Origin of the sequence: Pannonibacter phragmitetus, from assembly GCF_050510895.1 — a bacterium.
Lineage (GTDB): Bacteria > Pseudomonadota > Alphaproteobacteria > Rhizobiales > Stappiaceae > Pannonibacter > Pannonibacter phragmitetus_B.
In genome coordinates this window covers 3,995,253-4,012,771 of sequence record NZ_JBNINT010000001.1, presented here as the reverse complement: position 1 = coordinate 4,012,771, position 17,519 = coordinate 3,995,253, and the positions used below count along the sequence as shown (strand labels likewise).

Annotated in this window: 16 protein-coding genes and 4 pseudogenes; 9 read left to right on the top strand and 11 right to left on the bottom strand. The window is 60.5% G+C overall.

Annotated features, from left to right (window positions below; genetic code table 11):
- Positions 1-121 precede the first annotated feature (121 nt).
- On the bottom strand, positions 122-550 hold the full coding sequence (gene hemJ, locus ACQB61_RS19275) for a protoporphyrinogen oxidase HemJ (RefSeq protein WP_430513931.1): 429 nt from the start codon (positions 548-550) through the stop codon (positions 122-124).
- 10 nt (positions 551-560) lie between these two features.
- Positions 561-1,587 (bottom strand): annotated as a pseudogene (hemE, locus tag ACQB61_RS19270) (uroporphyrinogen decarboxylase).
- A 432-nt stretch (positions 1,588-2,019) separates the two neighbouring features.
- On the opposite strand from hemE, the pseudogene ACQB61_RS19265 reads away from it, so the two are divergent.
- The 5 genes and pseudogenes from ACQB61_RS19265 to dnaQ all read left to right on the top strand — a co-directional run bounded on the left by ACQB61_RS19265 (position 2,020) and on the right by dnaQ (position 5,759).
- A pseudogene (locus tag ACQB61_RS19265) lies at positions 2,020-2,869 on the top strand (pyruvate, water dikinase regulatory protein).
- A gap of 33 nt (positions 2,870-2,902) precedes the next feature.
- Positions 2,903-3,495, top strand: a pseudogene (locus ACQB61_RS19260) (Maf family protein).
- Positions 3,492-4,334, top strand: a complete 843-nt coding sequence (locus ACQB61_RS19255; RefSeq protein ID WP_430513930.1) for a shikimate dehydrogenase — start codon at positions 3,492-3,494, stop codon at positions 4,332-4,334. The pseudogene ACQB61_RS19260 and the gene ACQB61_RS19255 overlap by 4 nt, the downstream one beginning before the upstream one ends.
- Positions 4,331-4,918 carry a dephospho-CoA kinase gene (gene coaE, locus ACQB61_RS19250; protein ID WP_430513929.1) on the top strand — a complete coding sequence of 196 codons (588 nt, stop codon included), beginning with the start codon at positions 4,331-4,333 and terminating at the stop codon, positions 4,916-4,918. The genes ACQB61_RS19255 and coaE overlap by 4 nt, the downstream gene beginning before the upstream one ends.
- Positions 4,919-5,036: 118 nt before the next feature.
- Positions 5,037-5,759 carry a DNA polymerase III subunit epsilon gene (gene dnaQ, locus ACQB61_RS19245; protein WP_430513928.1) on the top strand — a complete coding sequence of 241 codons (723 nt, stop codon included), beginning with the start codon at positions 5,037-5,039 and terminating at the stop codon, positions 5,757-5,759.
- 313 nt (positions 5,760-6,072) lie between these two features.
- Here dnaQ and ACQB61_RS19240 read toward each other — a convergent pair whose 3' ends face one another.
- Positions 6,073-7,059: a 2-hydroxyacid dehydrogenase gene (locus ACQB61_RS19240; RefSeq protein WP_430513927.1), complete on the bottom strand. Its 987-nt coding sequence runs from the start codon at positions 7,057-7,059 to the stop codon at positions 6,073-6,075.
- Positions 7,060-7,327: 268 nt separating this feature from the next.
- On the opposite strand from ACQB61_RS19240, the gene ACQB61_RS19235 reads away from it, so the two are divergent.
- Entirely contained in the window at positions 7,328-7,879 is a 552-nt protein-coding gene (locus ACQB61_RS19235) for an SH3 domain-containing protein (protein WP_430513926.1), read from the top strand.
- A gap of 98 nt (positions 7,880-7,977) precedes the next feature.
- On the opposite strand, the gene fabI is transcribed toward ACQB61_RS19235, so the two are convergent.
- The 3 genes and pseudogenes from fabI to fabA form a co-directional block, all read right to left on the bottom strand.
- Positions 7,978-8,790 carry an enoyl-ACP reductase FabI gene (gene fabI / locus ACQB61_RS19230; protein ID WP_430513925.1) on the bottom strand — a complete coding sequence of 271 codons (813 nt, stop codon included), beginning with the start codon at positions 8,788-8,790 and terminating at the stop codon, positions 7,978-7,980.
- 78 nt (positions 8,791-8,868) lie between these two features.
- Complete coding sequence (fabB, locus tag ACQB61_RS19225; RefSeq protein WP_430513924.1) at positions 8,869-10,083, bottom strand: beta-ketoacyl-ACP synthase I; 1,215 nt, start codon at positions 10,081-10,083, stop codon at positions 8,869-8,871.
- A gap of 111 nt (positions 10,084-10,194) precedes the next feature.
- Positions 10,195-10,700: pseudogene (gene fabA / locus ACQB61_RS19220) on the bottom strand (3-hydroxyacyl-[acyl-carrier-protein] dehydratase FabA).
- 501 nt (positions 10,701-11,201) lie between these two features.
- Here fabA and irrA point away from each other — a divergent pair.
- Positions 11,202-11,642 (top strand): iron response transcriptional regulator IrrA, encoded by a 441-nt coding sequence (gene irrA, locus ACQB61_RS19215; protein ID WP_430513923.1) that lies wholly within the window; start codon positions 11,202-11,204, stop codon positions 11,640-11,642.
- 4 nt (positions 11,643-11,646) lie between these two features.
- On the opposite strand, the gene ACQB61_RS19210 is transcribed toward irrA, so the two are convergent.
- Together ACQB61_RS19210 and nth are read right to left on the bottom strand one after the other, a co-directional pair.
- A complete protein-coding gene (locus ACQB61_RS19210; RefSeq protein WP_430513922.1) occupies positions 11,647-12,183 on the bottom strand; it encodes a GNAT family N-acetyltransferase in 537 nt (178 codons plus the stop codon).
- Positions 12,180-12,962 carry an endonuclease III gene (gene nth / locus ACQB61_RS19205; RefSeq protein ID WP_430513921.1) on the bottom strand — a complete coding sequence of 261 codons (783 nt, stop codon included), beginning with the start codon at positions 12,960-12,962 and terminating at the stop codon, positions 12,180-12,182. The genes ACQB61_RS19210 and nth overlap by 4 nt, the downstream gene beginning before the upstream one ends.
- 75 nt (positions 12,963-13,037) lie before the next feature.
- On the opposite strand from nth, the gene ACQB61_RS19200 reads away from it, so the two are divergent.
- Both ACQB61_RS19200 and ACQB61_RS19195 read left to right on the top strand, forming a co-directional pair.
- Complete coding sequence (locus tag ACQB61_RS19200; RefSeq protein WP_430513920.1) at positions 13,038-13,577, top strand: DUF2244 domain-containing protein; 540 nt, start codon at positions 13,038-13,040, stop codon at positions 13,575-13,577.
- A gap of 90 nt (positions 13,578-13,667) precedes the next feature.
- Positions 13,668-14,312, top strand: coding sequence for a DUF2799 domain-containing protein (locus tag ACQB61_RS19195; RefSeq protein WP_430513919.1), 645 nt, complete (start codon positions 13,668-13,670; stop codon positions 14,310-14,312).
- Positions 14,313-14,328: 16 nt separating this feature from the next.
- Here ACQB61_RS19195 and ACQB61_RS19190 read toward each other — a convergent pair whose 3' ends face one another.
- The 3 genes from ACQB61_RS19190 to ACQB61_RS19180 form a co-directional block, all read right to left on the bottom strand.
- On the bottom strand, positions 14,329-15,501 hold the full coding sequence (locus tag ACQB61_RS19190) for an MFS transporter (protein WP_430513918.1): 1,173 nt from the start codon (positions 15,499-15,501) through the stop codon (positions 14,329-14,331).
- Between the two features lie 205 nt (positions 15,502-15,706).
- Positions 15,707-16,990 (bottom strand): TRAP transporter large permease, encoded by a 1,284-nt coding sequence (locus tag ACQB61_RS19185; protein ID WP_430513917.1) that lies wholly within the window; start codon positions 16,988-16,990, stop codon positions 15,707-15,709.
- Positions 16,987-17,517, bottom strand: a complete 531-nt coding sequence (locus tag ACQB61_RS19180) for a TRAP transporter small permease (RefSeq protein WP_430513916.1) — start codon at positions 17,515-17,517, stop codon at positions 16,987-16,989. Before ACQB61_RS19180 ends, ACQB61_RS19185 begins: the two co-directional genes overlap by 4 nt.
- Positions 17,518-17,519 lie beyond the last annotated feature (2 nt).

The following is a 17,519-nucleotide window of genomic DNA, read 5'->3' as shown; positions in this document are numbered from 1 at the left end:
TACACCTTACGTGAAGTTGACGCGGAACATAACTCTTAAAACGAAACCCCGCAAGAGCCTTCTGTTCTCGCGGGGTTGATCAAATCGATTGTATCCGCTGCGTCAGATCAGCGCGGAAATGTCAGAATGGCTTACCAATCACAAGAATGACGATAAGGATCATCAGGACTGTCGGCACTTCATTGAGGATACGGTAGAACTTCGCAGGCTTTGTGTTCTCATCGCGTGCGAATACCTTCACCCGGCCTGTCAGATATCCATGGGCTGCGCTCATCAGCAGAACCAGCGTCAGCTTGGCGTGGAACCAGCCGCTGCTGAAGGCATTGATTTCATAAGCAAGCCACAGACCGAAGATCCAGGCCGAGATCATCGCAGGGTTGATGATGGCCTTGAGCAGCCGGCGTTCCATCACCTTGAAGGTTTCCGACTGGACCGAGCCCGGTTCGGCGCTGCAGTGATAGACGAAAAGCCGCGGCAGATAGAGCATCCCGGCCATCCAGGCGATGATCGAGATGACGTGGAGCGACTTAAGCCAGAGATAGAGATCCATCTTATTCTCCTCAGCCCTGACGGACGCGTTCGACCATCCGCGCCACGTGAGCCGGATCGGTTTCAGGTGTTACACCATGGCCAAGATTGAAGATCAGCGGACCTTGCCCCAGAGCCTTCAGCACATGGGTGATACCCTCGTCCAGCGCAGCCCCGCCGGCCACCAGGCGCATCGGATCGAGATTGCCCTGCACCGGAATTTTTTCTGGATTGCCTGGGCGATGGAATCGGGCGCAGTCCAGTCCAGACCCACCGCATCCACGCCAGTCCCGGCCACATATGCCTCCAGACGGGCAGAAGAGGCCTTAGGGAAGCCGATGATGCGTGCGCCGGGGCGGGCACCCTTCACACCCTCGACAATCGCTCTGGTGGGCTCGATAGACCATCTGCGGAAGCCTTCCTCATCCAGAACCCCGGCCCAGGTGTCAAAAATCTGGACAGCATCAGCGCCGGCATCCAGCTGACGGATCAGATAGCGGATCGACGCAGTGACCAGCTGATCGATGAACCGCTGCATCAAGGCCGGGTTGCGATAGGCACCCACACGCGCTGCCGTCTGATCCTGTGTCGTATGTCCAGCGACAGAATAGCAGGCAACGGTCCATGGGGCACCGCAGAAGCCGAGGAGCGTTGTCTCCTCAGGAGCTCGCGGCGCAGCCGCGTTACAGTCTCGATCACGGGATCAAGGTGTCGGTCTGCCCGTGACTGGTCCAGCGTATCGAGGATCGCTTCGCTCAAGGGTTCGAGAACAGGACCACGTCCTTCTTCAAAGCGAACCGGGTAGCCGATGGCATCGGGAACGACGAAGATGTCCGAGAACAGGATGGATGCATCAAAGCCGTAGCGGCGTATCGGCTGAAGTGTGACTTCTGTTGCCAGATCCGGATTGTAGCAGAAATCGAGGAAGTTCTTCGCTTTCGCCCTGACCTCCCGGTACTCCGGCAGATAGCGTCCAGCCTGCCGCATCATCCAGATGGGAGGTGGCCACAGGCGTTCGCCTGCGAGCACCCTCATGACGGCACGGTCGGATGACTTCATGGCTTTGTCCTTTATCCCAGGCAGGTCCCTATAAAGGAGTCTCTGATTGATTTGAATCTGTTTTTTATTCTTGTGAGTGGATTACCGGGATCATTCGTTGTCCACAATCGGTTCAGGTCATTTTCGCGCCGGGAGAAAACGCCGCAGTTTCTGGACAACAGATTTTATTAAAATTGTACGGAACCTGTTACCTGAATGAAATCAGCGGGATGGTCCTTTTTTAAGGAAGTCTTAAGGATTTGGGCATGAGTGGATAACCTGTCAGAAACGAGTCAGGCCCATGTTAATCCACATGTGCGGGGAACCGTTTCGGCGCCGGTTGCCGGAAATTTACGCTCTGTTAAGAAGGTAGAGCCAGCGGGCATAAGTTTTTGCCCTCAAGGGCCGGAAGGGCAACTTGTCCCCGCCCGTCAACAGAGGTGAGGTTTTGTTGTGGGAAAGTCGACACACTACTTTCACCTCCATCTCGTGTCCGATCTCGACCGGCGAAACGCTGATGACAGTCGCCCGGGCAGCGACGGTCCAGTATGACGATGTGCAGTCTATCGAGCATCTCTACCCGCTGGTGCGCAGCCACAAGCAGCTGGACCGTGTGACAGCGCAGATCGAGTCCGCGCCGGGTATCGTGCTCTATACGCTCGTCGATCCGGAGATTTCCGGCCGTCTGGAACGGTTTTGCCGCGAAATCGGGGTTCCATTCGTCAACATTCTTGATCCGGTCTTTGCCGTGTTCCAGGCCTATCTCAATGTGCCGCTGACCCGGCGTATCGGCGGCCAGCACGCGCTTGATGCGGAATATTTCAAGCGGATCGACGCGCTGAACTACACCATGATGCATGACGACGGGCAGATCGCCGGAAAGCTGGAAGAGGCCGATATCGTTCTTGTCGGCATTTCGCGCACCTCCAAGACACCTACCTGCATCTATCTCGCCAACCGTGGAATAAAATGCGCCAACGTGCCGATTGTTCCCGGCATTCCGCTGCCCGATCAGCTTCTCGGCCTCAGATATCCGTTGGTTGTTGGTCTTATTGCCTCGCCGGAGCGCATCCAGCAGATCCGCCAGAACCGGGTCTTGTCCCTCAATGCCGATGGCTACGGTGATACCTATGTGGACCGGCGGGAAATTGCCCGCGAGATTGCTGCGACCCGCCGGCTCTGCGTCGAGCAAGGCTGGCCCTTGATTGATGTGACGCGCCGCTCCATTGAAGAGACAGCGGCCGAAATCATGGAGCTGTTCCGGGACCATCGTCAGACCGCCCGGGAAGCTGGTGGGATCTAGGCTGAAGACGGAAAACCTGGAGGAACTCCCCATATGACCCTTGTTCTGGCCAGCGGCAGCAGCATCCGTGCGACGCTTCTGCGCAATGCAGGGCTCGATTTTGCCGTCGATCCGGCAGGTGTCGACGAGCGCGAGATCGAGCGTCCGCTGTTGGATGCAGGCGCTGAGCCGCAGGAAATTGCCCTTGTTCTTGGCAAGGCCAAGGCGCTGGATGTGGCGTTGCGGCGCCCCGGTGATCTGGTGATTGGCGCTGATCAGGTTTTGGGCCTTGGGGCGACCCGCTTCACCAAGCCTGCTGATCTTGCCGCGGCCCGGGCTCAGCTGATGCAGCTCTCCGGTAAGACGCATGAGTTGCATTCGTCCGTGGTTGTGGCGAAGGGGGCGAGGTGCTGTGGAGCCATGTCTCCACCGCCCGCCTGCACATGCGCGCCTTGAACGATGCCGAACTTGATGCCTACCTCGCCGCTGCCGGTTCTGCCGCGCTGTCCAGTGTCGGTTGTTATCAGCTGGAAGGCCTCGGCATCCGCCTGTTCGAGCGGATCGAAGGCGACTATTTCACCATTCTCGGGCTGCCACTGCTGCCCCTTCTTGGATTCCTGCGGGAGAAGGGAGAAATCCATCCATGACTGCCATTCGCCGCGCCGCTATCACCGGCTGGCCCGTCACCCACTCCCGCTCGCCCCTCGTTCATGGCTACTGGCTGAAGAAACATGGACTTGAAGGAGAATATATCCGCGTGGGCGTCGAGCCGGAGGGGGCTGAAGCCTTCTACCGTGATCTTGCCGCTGCAGGGCTGACCGGTGCCAATGTCACCGTGCCGCACAAGGAGCTGGTGGCCGGACTTTGCGATTGGCTGGACCCTGCGGCCAAGGCCATGGGCGCCGTTAACACGCTCTGGCTGGAAGATGGCCGTTTGATGGGCGCCAACACCGATGGGCTTGGCTTTCTTGGCAATCTCGACCAGTGGGCACCGGGCTGGGACAAGGCCGGGGACACGGCGGTGGTTCTGGGCGCAGGCGGTGCCGGCCGTGCGGTCATCTGGGCGCTGCTGTCCCGTGGTTTCTCTAAAATCCATGTTGTCAACAGAACCGAAGAAAAAGCCAGGATTTTGGAGGATCATTTCGGTGCCGCTGTTGTGGCTCACGGCTGGGATAAGCTGGGGACAGTGCTTGGAAAAGCGTCTGTTCTGGTCAACACCACGTCGCTGGGCATGACGGGCAAACCGCCGTTGGAAATCGATCTTGCTCCCCTGCCCCTTACGGCGCTGGTGACGGATGCGGTCTATTCGCCGCTGCAGACGGATCTGCTGAAGGCGGCGGCGGAACGCGGCAATCCCACGGTGGATGGCCTCGGCATGCTGCTGCATCAGGCGGTCTATGGTTTTGAGCGCTGGTTTGGTGTCCGGCCGGAAGTCGATGCGGAGCTGCGCAGTCTCATCCTCAAGGATCTGGGTATCGCGGAATGATCCGTCTCGGCCTTACCGGTTCCATCGCCATGGGCAAGTCGGCCACAGCGAAGATGTTCGCCGAGGCAGGCGTGCCCGTGCATGACGCTGATGCCACCGTGCATGCGCTTTATGCCGGGCGTGCCGTGCCGCTGATTGAGGCGGCCTTTCCCGGCACCACGGCTGAGGGAAAGGTGGACCGCACGCGTCTCGGCGAAGCGGTGCTGGGCAAACCGGAAGCGATCGCAAGGCTTGAGGCCATCATTCATCCGCTGGTACATGAAGCAGAAGCTGACTTTCTTGCCAGGGCAAGAACGGATGGCCGACGCATGGTGGTTTTGGATATTCCGCTGTTGTTCGAGACCGGCGGCGAAAGGCGGATGGATGCGGTGGTTGTCGTGTCGGCCCCGGCAGAGATCCAGCGCAAGCGGGCCCTTGCCCGTCCAGGCATGAGCCAGCAGCGTCTCGATGCCATTCTCGCCCGCCAGATGCCGGATGCAGAAAAGCGCCGGAGGGCCCATTTCATCATTGATACCGGATCTGGCCTTGAACCGGCCCGCCGTGCGGTCCGTTCGGTCATTCGCGCGCTTGCCGGAAAAGCTTGAACCGAAGCGGCCATGCGGCCGGGGAAAAGCCAAGGAAAGCCTTGCGCCCTGCCCCGTCCGTTCCCACACTCACCCCGGAATACTGGCGGATGCCGGTGCATCAGGATGACAGACAGCCATGCGCGAGATTGCCTTCGATACCGAAACCACGGGCCTTGACCCGCGCAGCGGGGACCGGCTGGTCGAAATCGGCGGCGTGGAACTGATCAATCACGTCGCCACAGGCCGCACCTTCCACGTCTATATCAATCCGGAGCGGGATGTGCCGGAGGGCGCATTCGCCGTTCACGGCCTCTCCACCGAGTTTCTCTCGGATAAACCGAAGTTTGCCGAAGTCGCGGACGACTTTCTCGCCTTTGTCGGCGATGCAACGCTGGTGATCCACAACGCCTCGTTCGACATGGGCTTCATCAACATGGAGCTTGGACGGCTCGGCCGTCCGCCGATCCCGCAGAGCCAGGTGCTTGATACTCTGGCGATGGCGCGGCGGAAGTTTTCCTCAGGCCCGTATTCGCTCGACGCCCTGTGCTCGCGCTTCGGCATCGATAATTCCCGCCGCACCAAGCATGGCGCGCTTCTCGACAGTGAGCTGCTGGCGGAAGTTTATCTGGAACTGCTGGGCGGACGGCAGACAGCGCTCGGCCTCATGGACGACGCAGAACGCAAGTCGGGTAGTTCTGAGGATGCTTCCGGCGGCCCGCTGGTGGCAGCACCAGCCCGCCCCCGGCCTCAGCCGCTGGCGCCGCGGCTGACAGAGGAAGAAAGGACCGCTCACGCGGCTTTTATCGCTAAGATGGGTGAGAGTGCCCTTTGGAAGAAATACGAGCCTGCGGCGGAGTAAGGGGCTGGAGATTGTGCCTTGTGAAGGCGTCTCCCCTCGGTTTCCGTCATGCCATGACTTGATCATGGCATCCATTCCCTTGTCGCCCACTCACCGAAACAGAAAATGCGGGGCGACGGAAAAGGTATGTTTCAAATCTCTGACTAGCTATCGATGGCACGGCATGGATGCCATGGGCGAGCCATGGCATGACGAAAGCTGATGGGGCCGTGTTCACGTTTCCCCTCAGCACTCCGGATACCGGGAACGAACCACCCAACAAAAAGGCCGGAGAGCATCCCCTCCGGCCTTCTTTTAGATCCTTGACCGCTCCTCAGAGCATGGAAGGCAGCACGCGATCCGGCGGGCGGTGACCGTCCATGAAGGTCTTGATGTTGATGATGACCTTTTCGCCCATCTCGATGCGGCCCTCAATGGTGGCCGAGCCCATATGCGGCAGCAGCAGCACGTTGGGCATCTGCGCTAGCTTCGGGTTCACCGCCGGCTCGTGCTCGAACACATCGAGCCCGGCACCGGCCAGATCGCCGGACTCAAGCTGGCGGATCAGTGCAGTTTCGTCGATCACTTCGCCACGAGCCGTGTTGACCACATAGGCGTCCTTCTTCATCAGCTTCAGGCGCCGGGCCGAGAGCAGATGGAAGGTACCAGGCGTGTGCGGGCAGTGGACGGACACAACGTCCATGCGGGCCAGCATCTGGTCGAGGCTCTCCCAGTAGGTCGCCTCCAGCGCATCTTCGATATCCGAATGCAGGCGGCGGCGGTTGTGATAGTGGATTGACATGCCGAAGGCCTTGGCGCGGCGGGCAACCGCCTGGCCGATCCGGCCCATGCCAATGACGCCGAGGCGCTTACCCCAGATGCGGCGGCCCATCATCCAGGTGGGTGACCATCCGGTCCACTCACCCTGCTCCAGCGCCTTCATGCCTTCGGCGATCCGGCGCGGCACGGCGAGGATCAGCGCCATGGTCATGTCGGCGGTGTCTTCGGTGAGCACGCCCGGTGTGTTGGTGACATTGATGCCACGGTTGTTGGCGCTGACCACGTCGATGTTGTCGACGCCATTGCCGAAGTTGGCGATGAGCTTCAGGCCGGGTCCGGCCTGAGAGAGCACGGCAGCGTCAATCCGGTCCGTCACGGTCGGCACCAGCACATCGGCCGTACGCACCGCCTCAACAAGTTCGGCCTGCGTCATCGGCCGGTCGCTTTCGTTCAGGCGGGTTTCGAACAGCTCTCGCATCCGCGTCTCGACCACATCGGGAAGCTTGCGCGTCACGACAACCAAAGGCTTCTTCTTGCCCATGCCACTAGCCTTCTGCGTTGCGTTGAGGGTGCTTTAACCCTAACGGACCTAGGTTCTCACCATGCGGTATCCCCGCATGGCGGTTCGCTCCTGTTTTCCTTATCAGATGGCCTGCGAGATACAAGGGGACCAGCCCTTCGGCCAGTATCGACCTTGGTCGGGGCCGCAGCCAGCGGGCGAGACTCGAGCGGCAAAACCGCACCGCTGCATCTGGCCATTGGGGGTGGCTTTCGCTAAAGGGAACGCAGAAGAGGTGAATGAGGACGGCATGACCCGGTTTGATCAGACCCTGTCTGGCACTATATCCCGCAAACTCCGGCTGCTGGCCGCCGCTGCCGCACTGGTACTCGTTGCGCCACAGCTTCTGGCGCAGACAGCGCAGACCGGCTCCACAGGGCTGCCGCTTCCCCGTTTTGTCAGCATCAAGTCTGATCCGGCAAATGCGCGCATGGGCCCTTCACGCGATCACGAAGTAGTCTGGACCTATGTTCAGGGCGGGCTGCCGGTGGAGATTACGCAGGAATACGAGAACTGGCGCCGTGTGCGCGACTGGGAAGGCAAGGAAGGCTGGCTGTTCCACACCTTGCTCTCGTCGCGCCGGACGGCTCTCGTGACGCCCTGGGAGCAAAGCGAGAATACACCCCTGCATACGGAGCCGAGTTCGGAAGCGGCTATCAAGGCCTATCTTGCCCCCAAGGTGCTGACTGACATCAAGTCCTGCAACGGCACCTGGTGCAGGGTACAGGGCAAGGGCTATGACGGCTGGGTAGAGCAGGTGCGGCTCTTTGGCGTTTATCCCAACGAGAAAATCAGCAACTGACCGGATGCAGCTCTTTCAGGAGCAGGCATGACAAAGGGCCACGCGGGCCCCTTTGCTGTTTCATGAGACTGTTTCACGTGAATCGTGTGACAGGATTATCAGTAGTCGCTGCGGTCCTGACGCTTCAGCTCGTCAAGGCGCGGCATGGACACGATGTTGTAGCCGCTGTCGACGAAGTGAATTTCGCCCGTCACGCCGCCCGACAGTTCGGACAGGAGATAGAGGCCGGAACCGCCGATCTCGTCCAGCGTTACGGTGCGGGCCAGCGGCGAATGGCGCTTCTGGAAATTGTACATCAGGCGCGAATCCGAGATGACCGAACCTGCGAGTGTGCGCACGGGGCCAGCGGAAATGGCGTTGATGCGAATACCCTGCTCGCCATAGTCCATTGCCAGGTAGCGCACGGACGATTCCAGTGCTGCCTTGGCGACGCCCATAACGTTGTAGTTCGGCATGACGCGGGTGGAGCCGCCATAGGTCAGCGTCACAACAGAACCGCCGTCCGGCATGATGGCTGCTGCGCGCTTCACGATTTCCGTGAAGGAGAAGCAGGAAATCAGCAATGCCTTGTTGAAGTTCTCACGGCTGGTGTCTGCATAACGCCCGCGCAGCTCGGTCTTGTCCGCATAAGCGATGGCATGAACGAGGAAATCGATCTTGCCCCACTTCTCCTTCAGCACGTCGAAGACGTTGTCGACGGAGGCGATGTCTTCGACATCGCAGGGCAGCAGGATGCTGGAGCCGATGGACTCTGCCAGCGGCTTGATGCGCTTTCCGAAAGCCTCACCCTGGTAGGTGAAGGCCATTTCAGCACCATGTGCCGCAAGGGTCTTGGCAATGCCCCATGCGATGGAGTGATCATTGGCGACACCCATGACAAGCCCGCGCTTGCCCTTCATCAGCCCTTCCATAAAAAACTCCTGTAGGACTGCCTTTGCTGCGCCTGGGAGACGTTTTGATGGTCCCCGGCTCGGCGGCAATCAATCTGTTTAAGCGTATCGTTTGAAAACCACGGAGGCGTTGGTGCCGCCAAAGCCGAAGCCGTTGGACAGAACGCAATCAAGCTTTGCGTTGTCGACGCGCTCACGCACGATCGGCATATCCGCGAAGGCAGGGTCAATGGTTTCGATATGGGCCGAGGCAGCAATGAAATTGTGCTGCATCATCAGGATCGAATAAATTGCTTCATGCACGCCTGCGGCCCCCAGCGAGTGGCCGGAGAGTGCCTTGGTCGCGGAAATCTGCGGGATCTTGTCGCCAAAGACGGCACGGATCGCCTCGATTTCCTTGACGTCACCGACCGGGGTGGAGGTGGCATGCGGATTGAGGTAGTCCACCGGCAGATCCACCGTCGACAGTGCAAGGCGCATGCAACGTTCGGCGCCTTCGCCGGACGGAGCCACCATGTCATAGCCGTCAGAGGTTGCGCCATAGCCGACGATCTCGGCGTAGATCTTGGCGCCGCGGGCCTTGGCATGCTCCAGCTCTTCGAGAACCAGCACACCGGCACCGCCAGCGATGACAAAGCCATCACGGTTGGCATCATAGGGACGCGAGGCGGTGGATGGGGTTTCGTTGTACTTGGACGACATGGCACCCATGGCGTCGAACAGCGAGGAAAGCGTCCAGTCCAGCTCTTCGCCGCCGCCGGCAAAGACGATGTCCTGCTTGCCCCACTGGATCAATTCGGCGGCATTGCCGATACAGATGTTGGTGGTAGCGCAGGCTGCGGAGATCGAATAGTTCACGCCGCGGATCTTGAACGGGGTGGCCAGCGTCGCCGAGTTGGTCGAGGACATGGCTTTCGGCACCGCCGTCGGTCCGATGCGCTTCGGGCCCTTCTCACGGGTGATGTCTGCCGCTTCCACGATCGCATGGGTGGACGGGCCGCCCGAACCCATGATGATGCCGGTGCGCTCATTGGAGACGTCGCCGTCCTCAAGGCCCGCATCGGCAATGGCCTGCTGCATGGCAATGTAGTTCCAGGCGGCGCCCTGACCCATGAAACGGGTGGTGCGGCGGTCCAGCGCCTCGAACGGGTTGAGCTTCGGAGCTCCATGCACCTGGCAGCGGAAGCCGAGGTCGGCATATTCCTGCGCCTTTACGATGCCAGAACGGCCCGCCTGCAGGCTCTCCAGAACCTCCTGAGCCGTGTCGCCAATCGAGGACACGATACCCATGCCGGTAACAACCACCCGCCTCATCGCGGTCTCCTGTCTTTCCAGGCTGCCCATGCGTCTCGACGCACGGCAGCAAATCCATTCGTCAGATGTTGAAGGGGTGCGGACATGCCGCACCCACTGGCTGATATGGTATCAGGTCTTGGCGAGGCCAACCCGCAGGTCGGTCGCCTTGTAGATCTGCTCGCCATCGGCCTTCAGCCAGCCATCCGCGATGCCGAGCACAAGCTTGCCCTTCATGATGCGCTTGAAATCGACGCCATACTCAACTTTTTGACCGATGGCGTGACCATGCCCTTGAACTTCACCTCGCCGGTGGACAGGGCCATGCCCTTGCCCTCAAGACCGAGCCAGCCAAGGTAGAAGCCGGTGAGCTGCCACAGGGCGTCCAGACCCAGACAGCCCGGCATCACCGGATTGCCCTGGAAATGGCAGGGGAAGAACCACAGGTCCGGATGAATGGCGAACTCCGCTCGGGCGAAGCCCTTGTCAAACTCTCCGCCGGTCTCGGAAAGCTCCGTGATCCGGTCGAACATCAGCATCGGCGGCAGCGGAAGCTGCGCGTTGCCGGGTCCGAACAACTCCCCGCGTGCACAGGCAAGGAGGTCTTCATATTCGTAACTTGAGCGCCGTTCGGTCATTCCGTTCCCGTTTATCTTCTTGTTTGCCCGCCCGGTGAAGCTTGGATTTTTCTGCCGCAGGCCGGACGGTTCTGCAGTCATGTGTTCGTGGCCTTCCTAACACAGCGGGTGAGGGATCGAAAGATCACCAAACGCACAAGAATTGCGAAAGCACGGCCTGAAGGCAAGGATATCGCTGCGTCATTTTGCAGTGGAGGCCTTCCGGGAGGCCCCGCCGCGGTCTGCAACCAGCTCGATCAGGGCATCTACAGCCGTTTATGTGGTCTGCCGGGATTGTTTCATTACGCCAGCGGGCGGGCTTTTGACTGGCAAACCAACGAAAAACTTGCATTCGCGGTCCAAGAAATGGCAAAATTGAATTGTTGATATGAAAAAGTCCCCTAAAAAGGGCCATAGAGACCATCAGGACAGGCATTCACAGCACAGATCTGCGAATGCCTACGAATAGCACCAGGTTCCGCCGCTGAGGCTGGCCGACGAGACAGAGATCCAAAGTCAGACATGACCGCGCCCGATCACGCCGACCACCACCACAGCCATGATGTGACTGAAATGCTGCGCGATTCCGGGCTTCGTCCGACGCGTCAGCGTGTCGCTCTTGCTGAATTGCTCTATTCCAAGGGCCACCGCCATATCTCTGCGGAAATCCTGCATGAGGAGGCGGTTCGCGCCTCCGTGCCGGTGTCGCTGGCTACGGTCTACAACACCCTGCACCAGTTCACCGAAGCCGGTCTGCTGCGGGAAGTCGCCATTGATGGCACGAAGACCTATTTCGACACCAACGTCCACGATCACCATCACTTCTTCATTGAAGGCGAAAACCGGGTCGTCGACATTCCGCACGACGGCATCGGCATCGGCCGCGTTCCGCAGGCACCAGATGGCATGGAGATCGTGCGTATCGACGTGGTGGTGCGGGTGCGCCCGAAGGGCGAAGCCTGATCTTTCAGGCTGCGCGTTCCCAGCTTTTTCTGTCCAGGCAATGCAGCAGCTGCGGCCGTCCCGGCGCGTTGGGCAGGCGGTAATCCTGTACGGCCACCTCGAACCCGAGGTTGGCCAGCAGGTTGTTTGACGCCTCGTTCTGCGGGCTGGTTATGGCCAGAATGCGCGGCAGAGCCAGCGAACCGAAGCCATAAGCGAGCACGGCCCGGGATGCAGCCATGGCATGCCCTTGCCCGCGGGCTTCCGGCAGCAGGGCATAGCCCAGATCCGGCAGATCCAGATTGTCACGCTTGGCCAGACCCGCCATGCCTAGCGCTGCGCCGCTGATCTTGTCAGAAATCACCCAGAAGCCATAGTTTCCGCGCCGGTATGCCGGACGTATGGCGCTGCGGATGTAGTTGCGGGCATCTTCGGCCTGCCTCAGGCCCCTGTCGCCGATATGTTCAAGGAACGCGGCATCGTTCATCAGGCGCATGAGGAACCCATCGTCCGAAAGCTCGAACTGGCGGAAGGAAAGCTGCAGACAATCCGGGATCTTCATGGTGCTGCAGGTGCCCCTGCCGCTAACCCTGCCTCTGCTCCGGCCTGTCTTGCGGCAATTTCCGCCGCCGTGCGCCGTGCGATGTCCGGCACCGCATCCATAGGCACCTTTTCGTCGCTCTTGCACAGGTCATAGATCAGGCAGCGTGCACATTCCGGCTTGCGTGCCTTGCAGATGTAGCGGCCATGCAGGATCAGCCAGTGATGGGCGTGCAGCCCGTATTCGGCCGGCACGATTTTTTCCATGGCCAGTTCCACCGCCAGTGGCGTCTTGCCGGGGGCAATGCCGATGCGGTTGCCAAGACGGAACAGATGCGTATCGACGGCAATTGTCGGATGGCCAAAGGCAATGTTGAGCACCACATTCGCCGTCTTGCGGCCAACGCCGGGCAAGGCCTCCAGTGCCTCGCGGCTTTCCGGCACTTCCCCGCCATGATCACGCAGAAGCTGCTCGCACAGGGCGATGACATTCTTCGCCTTGGTCTTGAACAGGCCGATGGTGCGAATTTCCTCCCGCACCCGGTCCTCGCCCAGGGCCAGCATCTTTTCCGGCGTATCGGCGATGCGGAACAGCGTCTTGGTTGCCCGGTTCACGCCCACATCGGTTGCCTGTGCCGAAAGAACCACGGCGACCAGCAGTGTGAAGGCGTTCACATGGTCCAGCTCGCCTTCCGGCTCGGGATTGTCCGTGTGGAACCGGTCGAAGATCGCGTGGATCTCGGCCTTCGTGTAGCGAGGGGCCGCCTTCTTGCGCCGTGCCGGGGCTGGCGTTTTCGCCACCGCAGCAGCGGTCTTGCCCTTTTTGGTGCTTTTGTGATCTTTGCTTGCGTCATGCCTCCTCTATAAAGCTTTCTCATGAGCGGCACCAAGAGCAATCCTGACGGTCCCGATGACGCGGCGCTGGCGCCGGGTGAGCGGCCGCTCTTTGCCGCCGTGCTGACGCCGCACCGCTCGCTGGGGCCGAAGGGCTTTCTGGTGCTCATGCTGGCTACGGGTGCCGTCTGTTTCGTCTCGGGTCTGATGTTCCTGTCCATCGGGGCCTGGCCGGTCTTCGGCTTTTTCGGCCTGGATGTGCTTCTCGTCTGGGTGGCTTTCCGGCTGAATTATGCGGCGGCCAACCGCTGTGAAGAGGTGATCGTCAGCGCGCATGAAATTGTCGTCCGCAAGAGAGGGCCGGGCCGCCAGCATCAGGAATACCGCTTCAACCCGTTCTGGGTCCGGCTTTCGGTGACGCGGCTTGACGATGAAGGCGTCACCCGGATCACCCTGAGCGCACGCGGAGACACCATAGGCATCGGCGACTTTCTCAATCCGCCGGACCGGACAAGCTTTGCCACCGCCTTTGCGGCAGCGATCGCAGACGCCAAGGCAGGGCGTATCCCGGCCGTTTCCTGATTTTTGACCCACAATTTGCCGGAAACCGGCCTTCCGGTTCTCCCCGGCAAGGCGTATCACTCTCATCTGGGCATCTCGGGGAGGCTTTGCATGAAATTCTGGGTTGGGGCTGCTGCGGCCATGGGCATCGCGCTGCTTTTGAGCGGTTGCGATACGGTTTCCAAGGAACAGTGTCAGGCTGGAGACTGGCGCGCGCTGGGCCGGGCGGATGCTGCTTCCGGTCACGCCGCCAACCGCATCTCCAAGGTGGCAGAAGACTGCGGCCAATATGGCATTTCCCCGGACCCGGCAGCTTATCAGTCCGGCTGGCAGGAGGGTGTGCAGATCTATTGCACCCCGCTCAACGGCTTCAACATTGGCCGCCAGGGCGACAGCAAGGGGGATATCTGCCCGCCTGCTCTCGCCGGTCAGTTTGAATATGCCTATCAGCTTGGCAATCGCATCTATGCCGCCCGGCGCGAGGTCGAGAATGTCGAATCCCGCCTGCGTTATCTGGAATCCTCCACAGACAGCGCCCGCTTCGACCTGTCACGGCTTGATTGCAGCTCCGGCAGCGCCGATGAGCGAAACGCCTGCCGCCAGAAGGCAGACCGCCTGCGCGACCGGATCAGCGACGGCCGTTTCGATATCCAGGACCTGCGCTTCCGTCTGATGCAGCGGCAGGGCGAATATGCAGCGACGGAAGCGGCCGTCAACGCTGAGGCCAGGCGCGTCATTTCGGGCTACGGTGGCTGAGGCCGCATTTCAGGCCTCAGTTTGCATCCCGTGGCGGCCGAAGCTGGCTGAGGGCCACCAGAACGGCAAGGCCGCTTCCGGCTGCCACGAAGACAACGGTGCGGAAATCAAAGGCGCTGGCAATCAGCCCCATGGAGACCGAGCCAATGAAAGAGCCGAGAAACAGCCCGTTCATGTAAAGCGCGGTGGCCCGCCCCGGCTTGTCCGGGGCATAGCTCTGCACGAAGGAAATCGCGACTCCGGCAAACAGGCCGTAGTAAAGCCCTTCGATGGCCGAGAGGATCACCACATGCAGCACGCTGCTGACCTGGGTGAACAGCAGGAAGGTGACCACTGCCAGGAGCGCGGCACCATAGAGCACCGTCCTTGAGCCGAAACGCGCGGCAATGCGCGCAGCAAGGAAAATGGCGACAACTTCGACGATGCACTTGAAAGAGAGCGACAGGCCGGGCGTGTAGCCGGGAAGGCCCACTTCCTTGACATAGTAGAGTGGCATTGCGGCCGTGAAGAGCACATTGCCAACGGCAAAGAGCGTGCAGGTGAAAGCCGCCAGCAGGATGCGCCAGTCAATTCCTTCCAGGGCAGCGGGGCCACGCTGGCGCTGAGGCGCCCGGAAGTCCGCAGGCACAGCAAGATGCCACAGCACAAGCCAGATCAGGGCAAGGCCTGCCGAGATCAGATAGGCCATCCGGAAACCTGCCAGATCAAACAGAATGAAGGTCATGGACGGTCCGATGACCCAGGCCAATGACACCACCATACGCAGCCAGGCGTTATATTCGGTAATCTCGATGCCGGCCCGCTCGGCATAAAGGCGGCCATAGGTGAATTCTGTCGAGGTCGCGCCATTGGCTACCGCCATGATGGGCGCACCAGCAAGGACCAGCACCAGAAAGGCTGGAATGGTGGCCAGCAGCAGGGCCATGGCCAGATAGGCAAGGATGGATATCAGCAGCAGCGGCTTCACGGCCACTGCGCCATCCAGCCTTTCGCCAAAGGTCCGGTTGATCACCATGGTCAGCGGCGCCACGAGGCCGGTGTAAAGCCCGATTTGCCAGGGCTCCTGCTTCAGCCCCTCAACGATGAAGTACCCCATCGCCGGAATGAGGGACGAGGTGCAGAGCGCGCCGAAAAAGACGAGCAGCAGGATAAGGACTGCCTGACGGGGCAGTTGCAGCACGAAAGACATGAAACGGTCCGGGCCGGACATGCCGGCAAGGGGCAAGGCGCAGCGCACAGCCTGCACCCTGGATGGAGAGGCCAACAGCATAAGGTGATTTGGCCGCTCAGTGCCAGTCCTTCGTGGTGAAAGGGCAGCCCCCGGAAGTGCCCGGTCTGGGCACTGTCCGGGGGCGCATCTTCGCGATGCTTCCCGTGATCAGGGAGTTTTCGTTCTAGCGGCCAAATCCGGCTTGTTGCGGCAGCCAAAGGGCCAGTTCCGGAAACAGCCAGACGATAAAGAGACCGAAGATCAGGATGCCGACATAAGGTGCGGCACCGCGCATGATCTCGATCAGCGGCGCACCGGTGATGCCCTTCAGAACGAAAAGGTTCATGCCAACGGGTGGCGTGATCAAGGCAAGTTCGAGGTTGATCATCAGCATGATGCCGTACCATATCGGATCAATGCCGAGGGCCGTCATTGCCGGCAGGATGATCGGCGTCGTGATCAGGATGATGGCGATCGTCTCGAGAAACATGCCCAGGATGAAGATCGCGGCCATGACGGCCAGAATGAAGCCGGTCTGCGACAACTGGAGTGCCGCCACTGTCTCCATCACTTCGGCTGGAAGCCGGATGATGGTGATGGCATGGCCGAACATTCCCGCCGCTGCGATGATCATGAACAGCATGGCGCAGGTGCGCATTGTCTCCCACAGACACTCGCCAAGGTCGCGGAGCGAGACGTTCCGGTAGACGAGAACTGCAACGAGTAGCGCGTAAGCCGCACCAACCGCAGCCGCTTCAGCGGCTGTGAAGATGCCAAAATAGATGCCGCCCAGAATGACCGGAGGCATCATGACGGCCCAGATCGACTTCCAGAACGCGGCAAGTACTGCACGGGTGCCCGGCCAGTCCTGTGCGCGCGTTTCGCCATGGGCGTTTGCCTGAACCCAGGAGAAGACAGCGAAGAAAAGTGCGATCAGCAGACCGGGAAGGATGCCCGCAAGGAACAGGCCGCCGATCGAGGCATTGGTGACAACGGCATAGAGGATCATCGGTCCCGAGGGCGGGATGAGGATGCCAAGCGTGCCACCTGCGGCGATGATGCCGTATGTATCGCGCGGACGGTATCCGAACCGCTGCATCTGCGGGATGGCGGTGGTGCCGATGGTAAGGGCTGTTGCCATGGACGAGCCCGAAATCGTGGCAAAGATCGTGCAGCAAAGGATCGTGGCGAAGCCCAGCCCACCTTTGACGTGACCGACCAGCTTGTTCGACATCTCATAGAGATCATCGACGACCTTGGCCTTGATCATCACGTGCGCCATGAAGGCGAACATCGGGATGGTGGCGAGCAGCGGATTGTTGAGCGAGGCGAAAACCGTATCGGCCATCGCCCAGACCTTGCCTTCGAACACCCACAGAATAGCAAGAGACGTGAGGCCAAGAGCGGCAAAGATAGGCATGCCGGTCAGAAGCAGGATGATCAGCGATCCCAGAATGACAAGGGTCATGTCCGGCCTCCCCGCAAGAAAATGAAGAGGCGCGCGAGGCACACCAGCGTGATCAGAACGCCGCCGGCAATCATGGCCGATTGCGGGATCCACATGGGCAGTTCGAGATAGCCCGGCGAGTAGGCGCCGAAACGGCGTGAGAAGGTCACGGTGTGCCAGCCGGTGATCAGAAGAGCAATTGCAAAGGCCAGCACAGAAAGCTCTGCCCAGACATCAAGCCAGCGGCGCAGCCTTGGAGGTGCCTTGTCCAGGATGATGTCGATGCGGATATGGTCACCCCGCCGCGATGCCTCGGCAGCGCCGAACATGACGATGGCCACGACAAAAAAGCCGGTTGCCTCCTCGACACCGGCGATGGGCTGTCCAACTACGTATCTCATCCAGACGCCAGTGCCGGTGATGACAAGCACCAGAAGGATCAGGACGGAGCTTACGAGACCTCCCGCGCCAGCAACCGCGGCGGCGAAACGGTCGGCGGGTGAGGAAGAGGCGCGTGCCTCCTCCTCCTTTTCAACGGGCCCCTGCATCG

Bases quoted from the DNA above. Each gene is read 5' to 3' on its own strand.
- ACQB61_RS19200 (WP_430513920.1), top strand. From the start codon at position 13,038: ATGAGCGGCACCAAGAGCAATCCTGACGGTCCCGATGACGCGGCGCTG.
- hemJ (WP_430513931.1), bottom strand. From the start codon at position 550: ATGGATCTCTATCTCTGGCTTAAGTCGCTCCACGTCATCTCGATCATC.
- coaE (WP_430513929.1), top strand. From the start codon at position 4,331: ATGATCCGTCTCGGCCTTACCGGTTCCATCGCCATGGGCAAGTCGGCC.
- ACQB61_RS19235 (WP_430513926.1), top strand. From the start codon at position 7,328: ATGACCCGGTTTGATCAGACCCTGTCTGGCACTATATCCCGCAAACTC.
- ACQB61_RS19210 (WP_430513922.1), bottom strand. From the start codon at position 12,183: ATGAAGATCCCGGATTGTCTGCAGCTTTCCTTCCGCCAGTTCGAGCTT.
- ACQB61_RS19240 (WP_430513927.1), bottom strand. From the start codon at position 7,059: ATGGGCAAGAAGAAGCCTTTGGTTGTCGTGACGCGCAAGCTTCCCGAT.
- fabI (WP_430513925.1), bottom strand. From the start codon at position 8,790: ATGGAAGGGCTGATGAAGGGCAAGCGCGGGCTTGTCATGGGTGTCGCC.
- ACQB61_RS19190 (WP_430513918.1), bottom strand. From the start codon at position 15,501: ATGTCTTTCGTGCTGCAACTGCCCCGTCAGGCAGTCCTTATCCTGCTG.
- ACQB61_RS19195 (WP_430513919.1), top strand. From the start codon at position 13,668: ATGAAATTCTGGGTTGGGGCTGCTGCGGCCATGGGCATCGCGCTGCTT.
- ACQB61_RS19180 (WP_430513916.1), bottom strand. From the start codon at position 17,517: ATGCAGGGGCCCGTTGAAAAGGAGGAGGAGGCACGCGCCTCTTCCTCA.
- ACQB61_RS19185 (WP_430513917.1), bottom strand. From the start codon at position 16,990: ATGACCCTTGTCATTCTGGGATCGCTGATCATCCTGCTTCTGACCGGC.
- fabB (WP_430513924.1), bottom strand. From the start codon at position 10,083: ATGAGGCGGGTGGTTGTTACCGGCATGGGTATCGTGTCCTCGATTGGC.
- ACQB61_RS19255 (WP_430513930.1), top strand. From the start codon at position 3,492: ATGACTGCCATTCGCCGCGCCGCTATCACCGGCTGGCCCGTCACCCAC.
- dnaQ (WP_430513928.1), top strand. From the start codon at position 5,037: ATGCGCGAGATTGCCTTCGATACCGAAACCACGGGCCTTGACCCGCGC.
- irrA (WP_430513923.1), top strand. From the start codon at position 11,202: ATGACCGCGCCCGATCACGCCGACCACCACCACAGCCATGATGTGACT.